The sequence below is a fragment of the Clostridium tepidiprofundi DSM 19306 genome (assembly GCF_001594005.1).
GTDB lineage: Bacteria > Bacillota > Clostridia > Clostridiales > Clostridiaceae > Clostridium_AC > Clostridium_AC tepidiprofundi.
Genome location: NZ_LTBA01000047.1, coordinates 1 through 15,493, shown reverse-complemented (window position 1 = coordinate 15,493; position 15,493 = coordinate 1). Strand labels below are relative to the sequence as shown.

Below are 15,493 nucleotides of genomic sequence, written 5' to 3'. Positions count from 1 at the left end.
TGGGTTCGATGATATTTGGATTGTTAGACAAAATGTTGATATTAATGATTTAAAACTTCAATATGAGGAAGTGGCTGATGTAAAGTGGGCTAGTGAGAATGAAATAAAGGAAATGGTTCAGGAAGGGAAATTTATAGAATATAATTATATTGATGTTTTATTTGAAATGTTAAATTCAAATATTAAGCTTAGCAAAGCAACAGTAGATGATGCTGAAGAATTATTATCCATGCAAAAGGAAGTTTTTATGCCTTTATATAAAAAATATAATGATCATGAAACAAGTCCAGTAATGCAAACAATGGAGAGATTTTTAGGAAGGTTTGAATTTGGTGATTATTATAAGATTTTATATGAAAATAATTTAGCAGGAAGTGTATTTGTTTATGAAAAAGAACCTAGTATAATGAGACTCCATATTATAAATATACTTGAACAATACCAAAATAGAGGTATTGCACAGGAAGTGATGAAGCGTCTTGAACTTATTTATCCTCAAGCAGAAAGTTGGGAAATTGAAACAATATTAACGGAAAAACGTAATTGCTATATCTGTGAAAAAATGGGATATGTCCAAAATGGGAACTTTAAAGTAATTAATAATAAATTAACATTAGTAACGTATATAAAGAATAGAAACTTGTATAAGCTTGCTGGGATATGATATCAGTAATAATAAAAATTGCTTATTTTATTTCGAGTTTTGAAAAATTAAATCATGTAAGTGTAGACATATTAAATATATTTTCAATAAATATAAAAAATACTGGTTAATGTAAATTTTTCATTGGTCAGTATTTTTTATTGTCTAAAAACAACAATAATTGTCGAAATTATTGAAAAATAATATCTTTAATTATATTATTAAACAGATAAATTAATTTTACTAATAAATATATTGTACATTTATTAGTAAAATAAAACTAAAAAATATTAAAGAATCCCATTATGTGTCCATGTTAAATATTATAATGGTATTATTGAGATAAAGAGGTGATGAAGGTTTTGAATTTAAGCCTTGATTATAATGGTAATAAAGGATTTAGACTTTTAAGTATATATGAGAGACTTAATAAAGGTGAGTTAGTAAAAAAGGGTAAACTTGCAGAATTTTTTGGAGTTACTCAAAAAACTATACAACGTGATATAGATGATATTAGGGCATATCTTGCAGAGACACACTTTTTTGAAACTGAGGTAAAAATAAAATATGATAAAGTTAGAAATGGGTATTATCTTGTTCGCTTTGAACGTGAGTGGCTAACCAATGAAGAAGTAATGGCTTTGTGTAAGATTTTATTGGAAAGCCGTGCTTTTTGTAGAGAGGAATTAGATAGACTTATAAGTAAGTTGCTAATCCAAGTAGTTCCTAATGATCGTAAAAAGGTTGAATACATGATAAATAATGAACAGCATTATTATGTTCCACTACGGCACGGAAAACATTTATTACCCATTCTATGGGAGATATCACAGTTGGTTACAAATAATGAAATAGCACAATTTACATACACTCGTCAAGATGGTGTTGTAAAAGAAAGGGAGGTGAAACCAGTTGCCATTATGTTTTCAGAGTACTATTTTTATCTGATAGCATATATGGGAGATGGAAGTAAAGATTTTCCTACTATATTTAGGATAGATAGAATTACTAATCTAAGAGGTACCAAACAACATTTTAATATACCATATAAGGACAAGTTTAATGACGGAGAGTTTCGCAAGCGTGTGCAGTTTATGTATTCAGGTGAACTTAGAAAAATTACATTCGAATTTAGAGGGACATCAATAGAGGCTGTACTAGATAGATTGCCAACTGCAGAGATTGTTGAAGAGCACAACGGTGTATACACAATTAAAGCAGAAGTTTATGGTAATGGAATTGATATGTGGTTAAGGAGTCAAGGAGATTTGATTACATTAAAATAATGGGGGTTGAGCATATGGCTAAAACAATAAAATTTAATTTGATTTGTGATGGGAATCCAGTAAGGACATTAGAAGATATGAAAAATAACTTTTCAATAGAAGATATTATAAAATACTTTAACAATAAACTTCTTCATAGATGGCTTACTGTGCGTGGATATAATGAGGAGCTTGAAAAAGTAGAAAAACTTCAAAACTTAGATTCTTTGGAACTTGTAAAAGAATTAATTAAGATTTTTGACGTAGAAACTGATCCTACTACAATAGCTGAAAATACATATATTTTGCAGTACAAACAGGAAAGAAAAGTTTTATTAGAAGAGTATAAAAAGATGGATTTTAAAGTGTCTACAATTATAGATGACTATCATCAAGGCTATAGAGAATTAATTGATACCATTCTAGAAAATAAAAATGATATTGCAAAAATAAAAGCAGCAATTAAAGAAATTGACAGAAAATATAGTAATTTATATAAATTAAATTATCGTAATTTATTTTATAACCTATTTTATAATGCACCTATGGCTGTATTTGTAATGCTAATGAATGATAATATGAGGGAAGAATATTTACCTTTTTCTACTACAAATGAAGATGGTACAGTTACAAAAGATATAGATAAAAGAGATATGTATGGATTAATTTGCAACTTAATTTCAAAATACAATCAATTAAAAGAAATACTTGGAGATAATTTGAAGGTATTTTCTGGTGCAACAGATGGCTATTGGAAAGATGTTGAGCCTAAAGGTAAAAAATATATGATTTTATCAATGAGGAGTGGAAATTATATTCGCAGCTCAGGTGTCTTAGGCGGTGATTTGAATAGCGATGATATAAATAAACAATTTTTGATATTAGATGGTATAGATTATAAAAGCAATAATGAACATGATAAATTGCTTTATATGGAGGTGTAATTATGCGTAAAAAATTTGAAGATATATTGGCTTCTTATATTGATGCGTTGCACCCCATAATATATATTAATCATTTTGATTTTAAAGTTATAGATGAAACATTAGATAAAGTAGCTCAAGGGTCAAAAATAATTGAGTTTAACAATGCACTTGGTGCTATTGATTTTTATACAAAAAGTCCTACTTTTGAATGTGATTTAGAAACTTTTCTTAAACTTTCAATGGATGATGGTTTTGAAAATGAAATATTTATTGTCTTAAAAGATATTCATGAGAGCCTTAACAATCCTAAGGTTATTGCACTACTTAAAAGAATAGCTGAGTACAATTTGTATCGCGATGATTACTATGCAACAATTTTTATAGTATCATCAAAAACGATTATTCCATTTGAAATAGAAAACTACATAACTGTATTTGATACTCCATTACCTAATAACGCTGAGATTATGAGAATTATTGAAGAATTTGAAGAAGATCTTAACATTGTAGTTGAACAAGATGTAAAGAACGAAATTGCTCTTTCATTTAAGGGATTGAATGAGTTTCAAATTAAACAAATACTAAATCTTGCATACCAAGATGGGGGATATATTGATGCTGAGGACAAACTCTTGATTTTAAAAGAAAAAGAACAATTCATCAAAAAAACTGGTATGTTAGAGATTGTAAATTTTGATGAAACTATTGATGATATAGGAGGACTTGAAAACCTCAAAGAATGGCTTAAGAAAAAGGCTAAAGTTTTTAGTAATTTAGATAAAGCAATTAAATTTGGAGTTGATATTCCCAAGGGAATTATGATTATTGGTATGCCTGGATGCGGAAAAAGTCTTACTGCAAAGGCAACTGCTAGTTTATTTAAAATTCCATTGGTACGTCTTGATGTTGGTAGATTATTAGGCAAATATGTTGGGGAATCTGAAGATAATATGAGAAAGGCACTCAAACTTTCAGAAGCTATTAGTCCTTGTGTTCTGTGGATTGATGAAATTGAAAAGGCATTTGCTGGTGTTGGTGGAAATGGTGGTGGAAGTGATGTCACTACACGTTTATTTGGGCATTTTCTTACTTGGATGCAAGAGAAAGAAAATACTGTATTCATAGTAGCTACGGCTAATGATATTTCAAAGATGCCAGCTGAGTTTTTACGCAAAGGTCGTTTTGATGAATTGTTTTTTGTAGATTTGCCTAATGGAGAAGAAAGACGTAAGATACTCGAGATTCATTTGAAGAAACGTGGGAAGTGGACGAAAGATATTGATACTATCGCTCTCATTAAGGAAACAGAAGGATTTAATGGAGCAGACTTAGAAGCTGTAATAAAGGATACTATTGAAAATGCCTTTATTAATGGACAACAGACAGTGACTACTGCTGATTTACAAAAGTCAATTAAAGATACAAAATCAATATCTAGTACATTAAAAGAGAAGATTTCACAAATAAAAGATACAATCAGTAAAATAGATATCAAGCCAGCGAGCAAAGCAGATACTAAGTAAGGAGGGAAATTTATGTCGGAACAAGAGAATAATGGTGTTTTACTGATAGATGATTCATTTAGACCATTATTAACAGTAAATGATGTTGAAAGTTTAAAGCCAATTCAAAAAAAATTTATGGAAAGCTATATAATACATAAAGATATTATGTCTATTGAAGAATGGCTACCGATGGAATTACAAGTTAATCTTCCAAAGAAGTCAGATGAGGAGATTAAGGAGATTAGCTCTGAAATTATTACGACAATAAAATTGAATGAAGAAAAGAAACATTCACTTGAACAAGCAATTAAGAATGGACGTAGCAAGGAATCTTGGTTTGCATCAGAAACTAAAAAAGCTATGTCACATATGAGTGCTCAGGAAGCAGCAAAATATCTTCAAAATTTAGATAATGCTCTATGCTCAGTAAATAATGCATTATATGAAACAATAGTTACTCAAAATGGTACAATAAACTTAAATCCACAACTAGATGGATTTATAGCTGAGCAATATCATGCACAAACATTTAATTTAAATGCTGAGGCTACCAACAGTCAGTATAGAGCGAAAGTACTAAAACCTGAAGGTCAAGGATATGCTAAAAATTCAGTAGATATTGTTATTGTTGATGGCAATGGAAAAGTTGTAAGAAGATATCAATCTAAATATTGCAAAAATGCTGATAGTACTTTACATGCTTTCAAAAAGGGAGATTATAGAGGACAGAGGAAGTTGGTTCCTGATGGACAAGAAACTTATATTAAAAATGCAACTAGTGTTATTGAATCACCAGATGGAACAACAAGTAATCCACTTTCAAAACAATCGGCTAAAGAATTACAAAAAGAAGCTCAGAGCGGAAAATGGAATGATTTGAATTGGAGCGAATATAAGGCAAAAGACTTAGCAATGGGAATAGGAAAACAAGCTGGACAGGTTGCTTTGATGGGAGCTGCAATAGGGGTAGGATTTAATGTTGCTCAAAAAGTTTGGGAAGGAGAAACAATTGAAAAAGAGGAAATTATAGAAACTGCATTAGAATCTGGTGCGGATTTTGGAATTAAAGCAGCTACAGCTGGAGCTATAAAAGTAGGGGCAGAGAAGGGACTTATTTCTGTTATTCCCAAAGGCACACCTGCAGGAACAATTGCAAACATTGCACACGTAGGAATCGAAAATGTAAAAGTTGTTGGTAAAATTGCTACAGGGGAACTTACATTGAAAGAAGGATTTGATAAAATGGAACAGGTTACTGTTTCAACTGTTGCGGGTATAACAACAAGTGTTAAAGGAGCTGCTATTGGAGCGACTATTGGAACTGTATTTGGGCCAGTTGGTACAGCAGTTGGAGGTTTTATTGGTGGAACGGTAGGATATATGGCGGGTTCAAAGGTTGGAGAAACGGTTGCAAAAGGTGTTCAAAAAGTTCGTGAAGTTGCTAAGAATGTAGTTAAATCTATTGGAAATACAATTAAATCGGGTATAAGTAGTATTTGCAGTGGAATTAAAAGTTTGCTTAGTTGGTAATAGTAATAGAAATTGTTTATTTTATTCTCAAACTATGTTGCTTTAAGATATGTGTTTACCGACAAAATGTATGAGAAGTCAGATGAATTGTTGGGAGTTGAATTTATTTTAGTTACTATGATAGGTGTAGTTGAAATAAAAGCAAAAAGATTTGAGGATAGATAATTAAAAAAAGAGTTCAATTATGTGTTTAGGCAAATTAATGATAATAAAGTTTAAATTCAAAGATTCCTCTATTTAGGTTGCATAGCATAAACTTTTAATTGCAAAAGTAGTTAAATCGTACAATAATAAATTTTATATTTTAATTTAAAATTGTTTTTAGGAAGAAGTTGAAAAAATGGAAAGTAACATATATAAAAAATATAAACTTTATAGAATAAACTTAAAAAATCATCCTATTATCAAAGAGGATTATCATACCAAATTATATTATTTTACAATTTTATATACTACATTAAAACAAGATAATATTTTAAATTGTTATATTAAAAACCTCTTAGATTCATATAAAAAAGTATTTGGTATAAAAGAAGAAGATTACAATAAAATAGAAAAGTTTAATATCGAAAGAAATAAAGATGCTTTAAATAAAATGTTTAAGGTTCTTCGAAAAACTCATTACAAATTAACTAAATGGAGGATATATACAAAGAATTATAAATATCTTTTAATATGTGAATTAATGTATTTAGAAAGCAGATTAGATATATATGAATATATAAATAAAAGTTATATTAAAGATGTTGCAAGAGATTTGAAAATTAATAAAAAAGATTTAAATTATGTATTGGAATTCTTTGAAAAATTATCTGAGAATAATTTTGAAGAAGCAAATGAAATAATATCTAAATCAAAATTTGTTTTACTAAATTATTTTCTTAAAAAGTACAAAGATGACTTTGAATTTGAGAAAAAGGAAGAAAAAAATATATTAGTTATAGCTACTATGAGTTCTGGAAAGTCAACTCTAATAAATGCAATATTAGGACAAGATATTTTACCTTCTCAGAATGAAATATGCACTTCTAAAATAATTACTGTTACCCAAAATTATAGTTTAGATAGATGTATAGGTTTCGCTAAGGGAAATAAGGAAATATTGCACAGTTATTTAAATAATAAAATATTAAATGATTGGAATATTAGTCCTGAGTATAAAGAAATTGAAATAGAAGGTGGTTTATCTAATATAGGTAAATATAAGAAAAAATTAAAATTTATAGATACTCCAGGAACAAATAATTCTATAGATAAAAACCATTATAAATTAACTTATGGAACACTCAATAAAAATAAATTTGATTTAATAATATATGTTTTAAATGCTACAAATTTAGCTTGTGATGATGATTATATTTTATTAAATACAGTTGCTGAATATTTAAAGAAAAATTCTAAACAAGATATATTATTTGTATTGAATAAAATGGATGAAATTGATATTGAATCAAATGAAAGCTTACAAGAAATATATGATAATGCTATGAATTATATAAAAAAAGCAGGTATTAATGAACCGAAATTGATTTCTATTTCTGCTTATGGAGCAAAGTTATTCAGAAAAGTTCTAAATGGAGATAGCTTAACTAGAAAGGAAAGTATAGATTTTTTAGAATTGTATGAAATGTTTTTAGATGAACAATATAATATGAATAACTATACAAATGTAAAAGTTAATGCAATGAATAATCTTATAGAAAATAGAGAAGAAAATTTTGTGGAAATAAGAAAAGAAAAAATAAGCCTTAAAACAATTTCAAATATATTAAAAAATACAGGATTATTACAATTAGAATCATATTTAATATCAGATTAGGGAGGAATTAATTTTGATGACAGAAGTGTTTATAAAGTACAATCCGTATAAAGTAGAGACTATAATAAAAATTGATGGACAGGATATTGCTTCAGGAAGTAAACTTGCTTCTTTTAAACATGAAAGATTACAAGTATGGTTAGATCAACTTATTCCAGAATTATCAGAAGAATTAAATGAAGATAATTTTAAAATTATATTTCATGGGACAAATTTAGATTATGAAGATGTAAAAGAAATATGTAATTCTTATACTGATATAGAAATAGAATTAGAACATATATCAGCAAAAAACTCAAAAGATAAAATACAAGAGCTTTCAAATTTAATTGACTATATGCAAGAAGGACCTTTTGAAGAGTTTAAAGATAAAAAAATAAAAGAAAATTTCAATAAAGTGATTAATTCGGAATTTGAAATAGGCGTAATAGCTACTATGAGTTCAGGAAAATCTACTTTAATTAATGCTTTTTTGGGTAAAGAATTAATGCCTTCAAAAAATGAAGCATGTACTGCAAAAATATCTAGAATAAAGAATATAGATGGATATTTAGGATTTAAAGGAAGATGTTTAGACGAACAAAGAAACGAAGTTGTTCCTTTTAAAGAAATTGAATATGAAGATATGAATAATTTTAATGAAAATCCTATGATATCTTATATAGAGATAGAAGGAGATATACCTAATATATCATCGAGAAAAATGAATTTAGTATTAGTAGATACACCAGGGCCTAATAATTCACAAAATAGGACACACAGAGAACATACTTTTAGTGTAATTAAAAATGACACATACAAACCTATGATTTTATATGTATTAAATGGGACTCAGCTTGGAACTGATGATGATAGTGCATTATTGTCTGCAGTAGCAGATGCAATGAAAGTTGGAGGAAAACAATCAAAAGATAGATTTATATTTGTTATAAATAAAGTTGATCAATTTGACCCAGATAAAGAAAGTATACCTGAAATGATTGAAAAGGCAAGAGTATATCTGGAAAACCATGGCATAAAAAATCCTAATATATATCCTACTTCTGCAGAAATGGCTAAAGTAATAAGGATGAATAAAAATGGATATAAACTAACAAGAAGTCAAAAAAGTACTTTAAGAAATTGTGATTTATTTACAGATGAACCGAGTATGCACTTGCTTCAATATACACCTCTTAGTAATACTGTTAAAAACAGAATAAATGAAACAATTAGCTTATTTAGGATTGAGAATGATATCAACAATGAAGCATTATACCATTCAGGAATACCTTATATAGAGACAGCTATAAATGAGTATTTAGAAAAATATGCTGTTGCATCAAAAATAACAGCTGCGGTAAATTCATTTAAAAAGATTGTTGAAGAAAGACAAATGATTCAAAATATTCAACAAGAAATAGAAAAAGATGAAAATGCTAGAGAAGAGCTTTATAATCAAATGAAAGAATTAGAAAAAGTGATTAAAAAAGGAGAGAAATCAAAGCAATTCAAGAAGAAAATCGATACTTTAAAATTTGATAAATATGAAGGAGTTAGAAAAATAAGAGGTAAAATAGAACAAAAACTTCTAAAAGTATCAAGTAAGTTTAGAGCTGAAAAAGTAAGCAAAACACAAGCAAGAACTATAATAAAAGAAGCTACAAAAGAGCTATCTTATTTAGAAAGTGATATATTTACTGATTTGGAAAATATGATAAATGTTTCTTTAAAAGAAAGTGCTGAAAATTTGTTGAATGAATATAGAAATTATATAAAGGATTTAGTGGGAATAAAAAAGAATAATAGCTTTAAATGGAATAATATAGAATTATTCACGAAAAATCTTCCAGATGCTAATGAATTAATAGAGAATAATAAATACACAGAAAAAGAAAAAGTGGGAGAAAGATATGTGGTAAATGATAATAAAAAATGGTATAAGCCATGGACTTGGTTTCAAAAAAAAGGATGGTATGAAGATGTTTATGAAACTAGAGAATATGTAAATGTGAATGAATTAACTAGAGAACTATCTTATCCATTTAAGGAAAACTTATATAAAAATATAGAAAGTTGCATTTCTTATTTGAATGATGAAGAGAAACGTTTAAAATCATACTTTAAAAATGAAATACAAGAATTGGATAACATGGTATTAAATAAAGCAAAAGAGTTAAAAGAAATGTCCAAAGACAGCAAAAGTCTGGAATTGAGAATAAAAAATGAAAAAGAAAATAAGTATTGGCTAGATAATTTTGTTGAAAAATTGGATAATATTTTGGAAATTTAAATTAAAGGGGGATATTATTATGAACTTTGAACCAGAAATGTTCTTAGAAAATGCAGTGAAGGAAAAAGACGTCAGAAAAATAAAAGTTGCACTTAGCACATATATAACAAAAGATCCAGGAAATCATGATGGAGAAATACAAAAAGCACTTGAATACGTAAAGAAAAATTATGGCGAAGTTTGGGAAGTGCATGACAATAGAAAAGAAGAACCAAAAGAAAATTGGAATATAGAGTATATGGGATTACTTCAAAGTGACTTAATGAATAATTTTTCAAAAGAAAGATTTAATCACATACTAGAGGTAGGACAAGCACTTTATCCTAGAAATCAAAGTAGAAAAGCAGAAATAAGAAGAGAAACAAATAGAAAAGATGGTGATGCTTTGGGAAAGTATCTAGTGAGTGCCGCACTGGGAATAGTAGCAGTAGGCATAGCAATACATTTTATAATAAGGAAATAAGATTAGATAAAGATGATAGCTCGTGGTATATTATGTCAAACGAAGAGGAAATAATGAGAAATATTTCTTTTGAGCAATTTGACAGAAAGTTTACTGAAAAGAAAATAAAAACTCAAACAAAGATAGAAAATAAAAAAATCTATAATGCTACGTTAAAGCTGAGTACTAAAACTCCGTAATAGAAAGGAGAAAATTAATTGAATGAATTAGATGTAAGAAAAGAAGAAGAATTAACGCAAAGTTTTGAGTTAGCTCAAAACTTTGTAAATAAGAATTATTTAATGGATTTATCGCATTGCAAAGTAGTTCCAGTACCAAATGAAATTAACAATTTAACTATTAGAGACAATATAAGATTGTTTAAAATAAATAAAATAGTATATGATAAAAATGAGAATGGTATAGATAAACTTTCTAATGTTTATAATGCTTTAGGAAATGTGAATGCTTCATTAATTGTTATTATTAATAGTGATAGAAATAACACAGATATGTATATAGGAACAAGATTAAACACTAGAGGAGTGAATTCAGCGAAAGAAGCAATAGAAAAAAGTTTAAAAGGCAATTTTCCAGGAACTGAAATAGAAAATTTAAAAAATTCAAAAATAGAAAATTTAATAAAAGATTTAATGAAATCAGAAATAAGAGAAAGTAATAAGATAATATCTTGTGTATCAGGAATACCTTCATTAAAAGATGATAATAAAGATAGATTTGTACAGGGTATAGAAAAATTTGTGGATGCTATGAAAGGAGAAAAGTTTTCAGCAATATTTATAGCAGATCCAATAAAAAATATTGATATAGAGAACATAAAGTCTGGATATGAAAATTTATATTCAAGGCTAGTACCATTTGCAAATACAGAACTTAATTTTAGTGCAACTGATAGTGAAGCAGTAACAGAAGGATTAACAAAAGGAGTAACTATAACAGTAAGTGAGAGCTTAACAAAGACACAAAGTCATACGTCAGGTTATACAAAATCTACTAGTCGTACTGATAATAAATCGACTACAAAAAGTATGCCAGGAGCATTAGGTGCAGGGGGAGCTACTGTAGGAGGTATAATGTTTGGGCCTGTAGGTGTGATGGTTGGTGGAGCTATGGGTTCTGGTTTAGGAAGTATAATTGGAAGTTCAACAAAAGGCGAAAGTAATACATATTCAAGTACTAAAAATAACTCAGATACACAAGGAACTTCAGAACAAAAAGGAAATTCTAAATCAGATTCCATTCAAGAGAATAAATCTACAACTTCAACTGTAGGAAATTCTAAAAGCTTACAAATAAAGTTTGAAAATAAATCTGTTATTGAATTGTTAGAAAAGATTGATGAACAACTAAAGAGAATAAGAGAATCGGAAAATTTTAGGATGTGGAATTGTGCATCTTACTTTATAGCAAATGATGTACAAACGTCTAAAGTTGCTGCAAGTACTTTTAAGGCACTTATGCGTGGAGAAAATTCTGCAATTGAAAAATCATTTATAAATACATGGGATAACAATAATAAAAATAATTTGATAGAAGTTTCAAAATATATAGAAAAACTAAATCATCCTTTGATAGATTTGAATGTAAATATTGGGATGAATGTTCCTAATGTTACACCAGGCTCGCTGATAAGTGGAAAAGAATTAGCTATTCAATTTGGATTACCTAAAAAATCTATTAGTGGGGTTCCAGTGATAGAAATGGCTGAGTTCGGTAGAAATATAATAACATATGATAACGGTTATGATAGTGAAAAGATAAAAATTGGGAAAATTTTTCATATGAGTAGTATTGAAGACACGGATGTTGAAATAGATTTGAATAGTCTTGCAATGCATACATTTGTAACAGGATCTACGGGTTCGGGTAAGTCTAATACAATTTATAAATTGCTAAATGGATTAAATAAAAAAAATGTTAAATTTTTAGTTATTGAACCAGCAAAAGGTGAATATAAAGAAGTTTTTGGTGGAAGAAAAGATATTTATGTATTTGGAACTAATCCAAAATACTGTGATTTATTAAAAATTAATCCTTTTAAATTTCCAGAAGATATTCATGTTTTAGAGCATATTGATAGATTATTAGAAATATTTAATGCTTGTTGGCCTATGTATGCAGCAATGCCTGCTGTTTTAAAGGAGGCAATTGAAATGGCTTATGAAATAAAAGGATGGGACTTAGATTATTCGATTAACGTAAATGAAACTTATATATATCCAACTTTTGAAGACTTATTAGAAACACTTGCTGTTGTTATAAATAACTCAAGTTATTCACAAGAAGTAAAAAGTAACTATTCTGGAGCACTTATAACAAGAGTAAAATCTCTTACGAATGGGCTATTGGGGAGAATATTTAATGAAAATGAAATAGATAGTAAAATTTTGTTTGATGAAAATGTAATTGTAGATTTAAGTAGAATAGGATCTGTTGAAACGAAATCGTTAATTACAGGTATCTTATTTATAAAATTACAAGAATATAGATTTTCAAATACTTCAAGTAGAAATTCAAATTTAAAACATGTTACTGTTTTAGAAGAAGCACATAACCTTCTCAGAAGAACATCATTTGATCAAAATCAGGAAGGAACTAATCTTCAGGGAAAATCTGTTGAAATGATATCCAATTCAATTGCAGAGATGAGGACATACGGGGAAGGATTTATTATAGCAGATCAAGCTCCTAACTTATTAGATCAATCGGTGATAAGAAATACTAATACAAAGATTATTTTAAGACTTCCAGAAGAATTAGATAGACAAACAGTTGGAAAATCTGCAAGTTTAAATGAAGATCAAATTAATGAAATACCAAAACTAAAGACAGGAGTGGCGGTAGTTTATCAAAATAATTGGATACAGCCTATTTTATGCAAAATTGATGAATTTAAAATTAGAATACCTTTTGTATATAATAGAGATTTTAAGTCGGAAATTAAATATAATAAAAGAATGATGGGTTACCTATTAAAAATACTCTTAAACGCTAGAGTAACAGAAGAAAATAAAATAGACTTAGAAACTATTGATTTGGAAAAAATTGGAGATTGGCTAAAGGGAGTACAAATAGGAAAAGAATCAAAGTATGTATTGGAGAAAGATTTACAAAAACTTAAACTTGAAAAAACTATGGATTTATGGAAACAAGAAAACTTTGAATTATTATCAAAAATAACAACTGAATTTTTAGATAAAGATAAATTAATAAGGTTTGCTAGTAAGTCTAGTGATTTTACGAGTTGGAATGAAAAATTTTTATTGGGCCTTAGGAAATATGTAGACTTAAATGAAAATGAAGAATTTGAAAAATCACTTATGCAGTGTTTGATACATCAAAAAGCAGCAGATGATGAAAGTTTTAAAGATTTTTATTTTAAGTGGGTTGAAAATGTTAAAATAGATAGAGGTGAATTGAATGATAGAATCTTTAGCCATGGCTTCTAAAGAAATTGCGAATGAGAAATTATATAATAGTTCACTCGATTTACCAAAGTTTATAAATTTAATCAAATCTAAACAAATTATTAACTTTGAAGAAGCAGATAAACCTTTATACTTAAATTGCAGAAATGAGAATTTAGAAGGACAGAAACATTCAGAAACAGGAGTTGAGTTTAAAAGAAAAACAATAGAACTAGCTAATGAAAGGGAAGTAACAGGTGTTTTCCCTGAATTTGATACACCTTTTGAAATGAAACTGGACGAATCTCTATATCAAGAATCAGATAGAAAACAATTCGAAGCATGTAATGAAGAACTAAAAGAAGTTATACAAAATAATACTGATTTAAGAAATAAATTTACAGAAGAACAAATACAACAAATAATTGAGAAGGAAACACCAGACGGATATACGTGGCATCATAATGAAGAACCAGGTGTTATGCAATTAGTAGATACTGAAGTTCATGCAAAAACAGGACATACAGGTGGAAAGTTTATATGGGGTGGAGGAAGTGAAAATAGGTAGAAATAATTTAAAAGAAGGTGTTAGTTATGAATAATAAAATTAAGTGGAAATTTGTAAAAGATACTCCAAGTACCGAAGAAATAAAGAATGTAGAAACTAAGTTTAATATTAAATTACCATTAGATTATATAGAGTGTATTAAAGAAAATAACGGCGGAAGACCAAGACCAAAAATTTTTGATTTTAATAATCATAATGAAATTGTTTTTGCTTCATTACTCAGTGTAATGAAAAAAGATAAAGAAAATGTTATAGATGTTTATGAATGGATTAAAGATAGATTGCCAGATAACACGTATCCATTTGCTAAAGATCCATTTGGAAATTATATATGCTTTAGATATGAAGGGGAAAATGTATCCATTGTGTTTTGGGACCATGAAAAAGCAAACCAAAACAAAGAAGAGGCTGTTAAATTTATTTGTCAAACATTTGATCAGCTTTTAGATAAATTATATTAGGCATTTGAAAGAAAATAACAAGTCAAAGATGCAACGTATATTTTGTGAAATACAAAGAGTTGGGTTCCGCTGATAGTGGATTCTATCAACGGGTTCCAACGATGAAGTAGTTTGCAAAATAGACTAGCATACTGACTAGTTATTTTTTTGAAAATGCCTTAGTGGATTAAGTTATCATATCTGTACTGGTCAGGGAAGATTATGTCTTGGCCAGTTTTTTACTGTCTAAAAACAACAATGATTGTCGAAAGCATTGAAAAATTTAAGGGATATCTTAAATGAGATAGATTTGTAATGATAGCATGCTTGAATTGAAGATTAGGTTTATTAGGGAATATATATTCTGGATGAATATAACAGTAGGAGATGGTTACAATAATCAATGACATATAATTTAAAATCGATACATTATATGTCGATTCGAGAAATTAAATTTACAAATCGTGTATTTTGTGATATGATTTATTTTAATCGGAGGTGTGTGAAATGCAAAATACTATAGTTCGTACTATAAATGAGAAAATTTAGATACAAATTTTTACAGTAGATATTTACACTACGCCTTATGCTACTTTCATGGTTTTAAAAACAGTTTCAATAGGAATATTATTTTTAGCACATTCATAAATCCATT

13 protein-coding genes are annotated in these 15,493 nt (G+C 28.1%); all 13 read left to right on the top strand.

Features of this window, described 5'->3' with window-relative positions:
• A partial coding sequence (locus CLTEP_RS14915; protein ID WP_084364931.1) for an NUDIX hydrolase occupies nucleotides 1–664 on the top strand: 664 nt, incomplete at its 5' end.
• Nucleotides 665–1,005: 341 nt separating this feature from the next.
• Nucleotides 1,006–1,929: a helix-turn-helix transcriptional regulator gene (locus CLTEP_RS11815; protein WP_084364929.1), complete on the top strand. Its 924-nt coding sequence runs from the start codon at nucleotides 1,006–1,008 to the stop codon at nucleotides 1,927–1,929.
• Between the two features lie 14 nt (nucleotides 1,930–1,943).
• Entirely contained in the window at nucleotides 1,944–2,852 is a 909-nt protein-coding gene (locus tag CLTEP_RS11810; protein ID WP_066826949.1) for a hypothetical protein, read from the top strand.
• 2 nt (nucleotides 2,853–2,854) lie between these two features.
• Nucleotides 2,855–4,357 (top strand): AAA family ATPase, encoded by a 1,503-nt coding sequence (locus CLTEP_RS11805; protein ID WP_066826943.1) that lies wholly within the window; start codon nucleotides 2,855–2,857, stop codon nucleotides 4,355–4,357.
• A 12-nt stretch (nucleotides 4,358–4,369) separates the two neighbouring features.
• A complete protein-coding gene (locus CLTEP_RS11800) occupies nucleotides 4,370–5,869 on the top strand; it encodes a glycine zipper domain-containing protein (protein WP_066826942.1) in 1,500 nt (499 codons plus the stop codon).
• Nucleotides 5,870–5,881: 12 nt separating this feature from the next.
• Nucleotides 5,882–6,034, top strand: a complete 153-nt coding sequence (locus CLTEP_RS14910) for a hypothetical protein (protein ID WP_161938375.1) — start codon at nucleotides 5,882–5,884, stop codon at nucleotides 6,032–6,034.
• Nucleotides 6,035–6,209: 175 nt separating this feature from the next.
• The gene (locus CLTEP_RS11795; RefSeq protein WP_066826940.1) at nucleotides 6,210–7,688 is read left to right on the top strand and encodes a dynamin family protein; all 1,479 of its coding nucleotides are present in this window, start codon (nucleotides 6,210–6,212) and stop codon (nucleotides 7,686–7,688) included.
• A gap of 16 nt (nucleotides 7,689–7,704) precedes the next feature.
• Entirely contained in the window at nucleotides 7,705–9,960 is a 2,256-nt protein-coding gene (locus tag CLTEP_RS11790) for a dynamin family protein (protein WP_066826938.1), read from the top strand.
• Nucleotides 9,961–9,979: 19 nt separating this feature from the next.
• Nucleotides 9,980–10,423 (top strand): hypothetical protein, encoded by a 444-nt coding sequence (locus CLTEP_RS11785; protein ID WP_066826936.1) that lies wholly within the window; start codon nucleotides 9,980–9,982, stop codon nucleotides 10,421–10,423.
• Between the two features lie 32 nt (nucleotides 10,424–10,455).
• Complete coding sequence (locus CLTEP_RS14905) at nucleotides 10,456–10,602, top strand: hypothetical protein (RefSeq protein WP_161938374.1); 147 nt, start codon at nucleotides 10,456–10,458, stop codon at nucleotides 10,600–10,602.
• 18 nt (nucleotides 10,603–10,620) lie between these two features.
• On the top strand, nucleotides 10,621–13,872 hold the full coding sequence (locus CLTEP_RS11780; protein WP_066826934.1) for an ATP-binding protein: 3,252 nt from the start codon (nucleotides 10,621–10,623) through the stop codon (nucleotides 13,870–13,872).
• Nucleotides 13,844–14,398 (top strand): HNH endonuclease, encoded by a 555-nt coding sequence (locus tag CLTEP_RS11775; RefSeq protein WP_066826932.1) that lies wholly within the window; start codon nucleotides 13,844–13,846, stop codon nucleotides 14,396–14,398. The genes CLTEP_RS11780 and CLTEP_RS11775 overlap by 29 nt, the downstream gene beginning before the upstream one ends.
• A 26-nt stretch (nucleotides 14,399–14,424) precedes the next feature.
• Nucleotides 14,425–14,859: an SMI1/KNR4 family protein gene (locus CLTEP_RS11770; protein WP_066826930.1), complete on the top strand. Its 435-nt coding sequence runs from the start codon at nucleotides 14,425–14,427 to the stop codon at nucleotides 14,857–14,859.
• Nucleotides 14,860–15,493 lie beyond the last annotated feature (634 nt).

What these genes read in the sequence shown, in the direction of transcription:
- CLTEP_RS11810 (WP_066826949.1), top strand. Translation starts at nt 1,944, where the DNA reads ATGGCTAAAACAATAAAATTTAATTTGATTTGTGATGGGAATCCAGTA.
- CLTEP_RS11805 (WP_066826943.1), top strand. Translation starts at nt 2,855, where the DNA reads ATGCGTAAAAAATTTGAAGATATATTGGCTTCTTATATTGATGCGTTG.
- CLTEP_RS11800 (WP_066826942.1), top strand. Translation starts at nt 4,370, where the DNA reads ATGTCGGAACAAGAGAATAATGGTGTTTTACTGATAGATGATTCATTT.
- CLTEP_RS11795 (WP_066826940.1), top strand. Translation starts at nt 6,210, where the DNA reads ATGGAAAGTAACATATATAAAAAATATAAACTTTATAGAATAAACTTA.
- CLTEP_RS11790 (WP_066826938.1), top strand. Translation starts at nt 7,705, where the DNA reads ATGACAGAAGTGTTTATAAAGTACAATCCGTATAAAGTAGAGACTATA.
- CLTEP_RS11785 (WP_066826936.1), top strand. Translation starts at nt 9,980, where the DNA reads ATGAACTTTGAACCAGAAATGTTCTTAGAAAATGCAGTGAAGGAAAAA.
- CLTEP_RS14905 (WP_161938374.1), top strand. Translation starts at nt 10,456, where the DNA reads ATGTCAAACGAAGAGGAAATAATGAGAAATATTTCTTTTGAGCAATTT.
- CLTEP_RS11775 (WP_066826932.1), top strand. Translation starts at nt 13,844, where the DNA reads ATGATAGAATCTTTAGCCATGGCTTCTAAAGAAATTGCGAATGAGAAA.
- CLTEP_RS11770 (WP_066826930.1), top strand. Translation starts at nt 14,425, where the DNA reads ATGAATAATAAAATTAAGTGGAAATTTGTAAAAGATACTCCAAGTACC.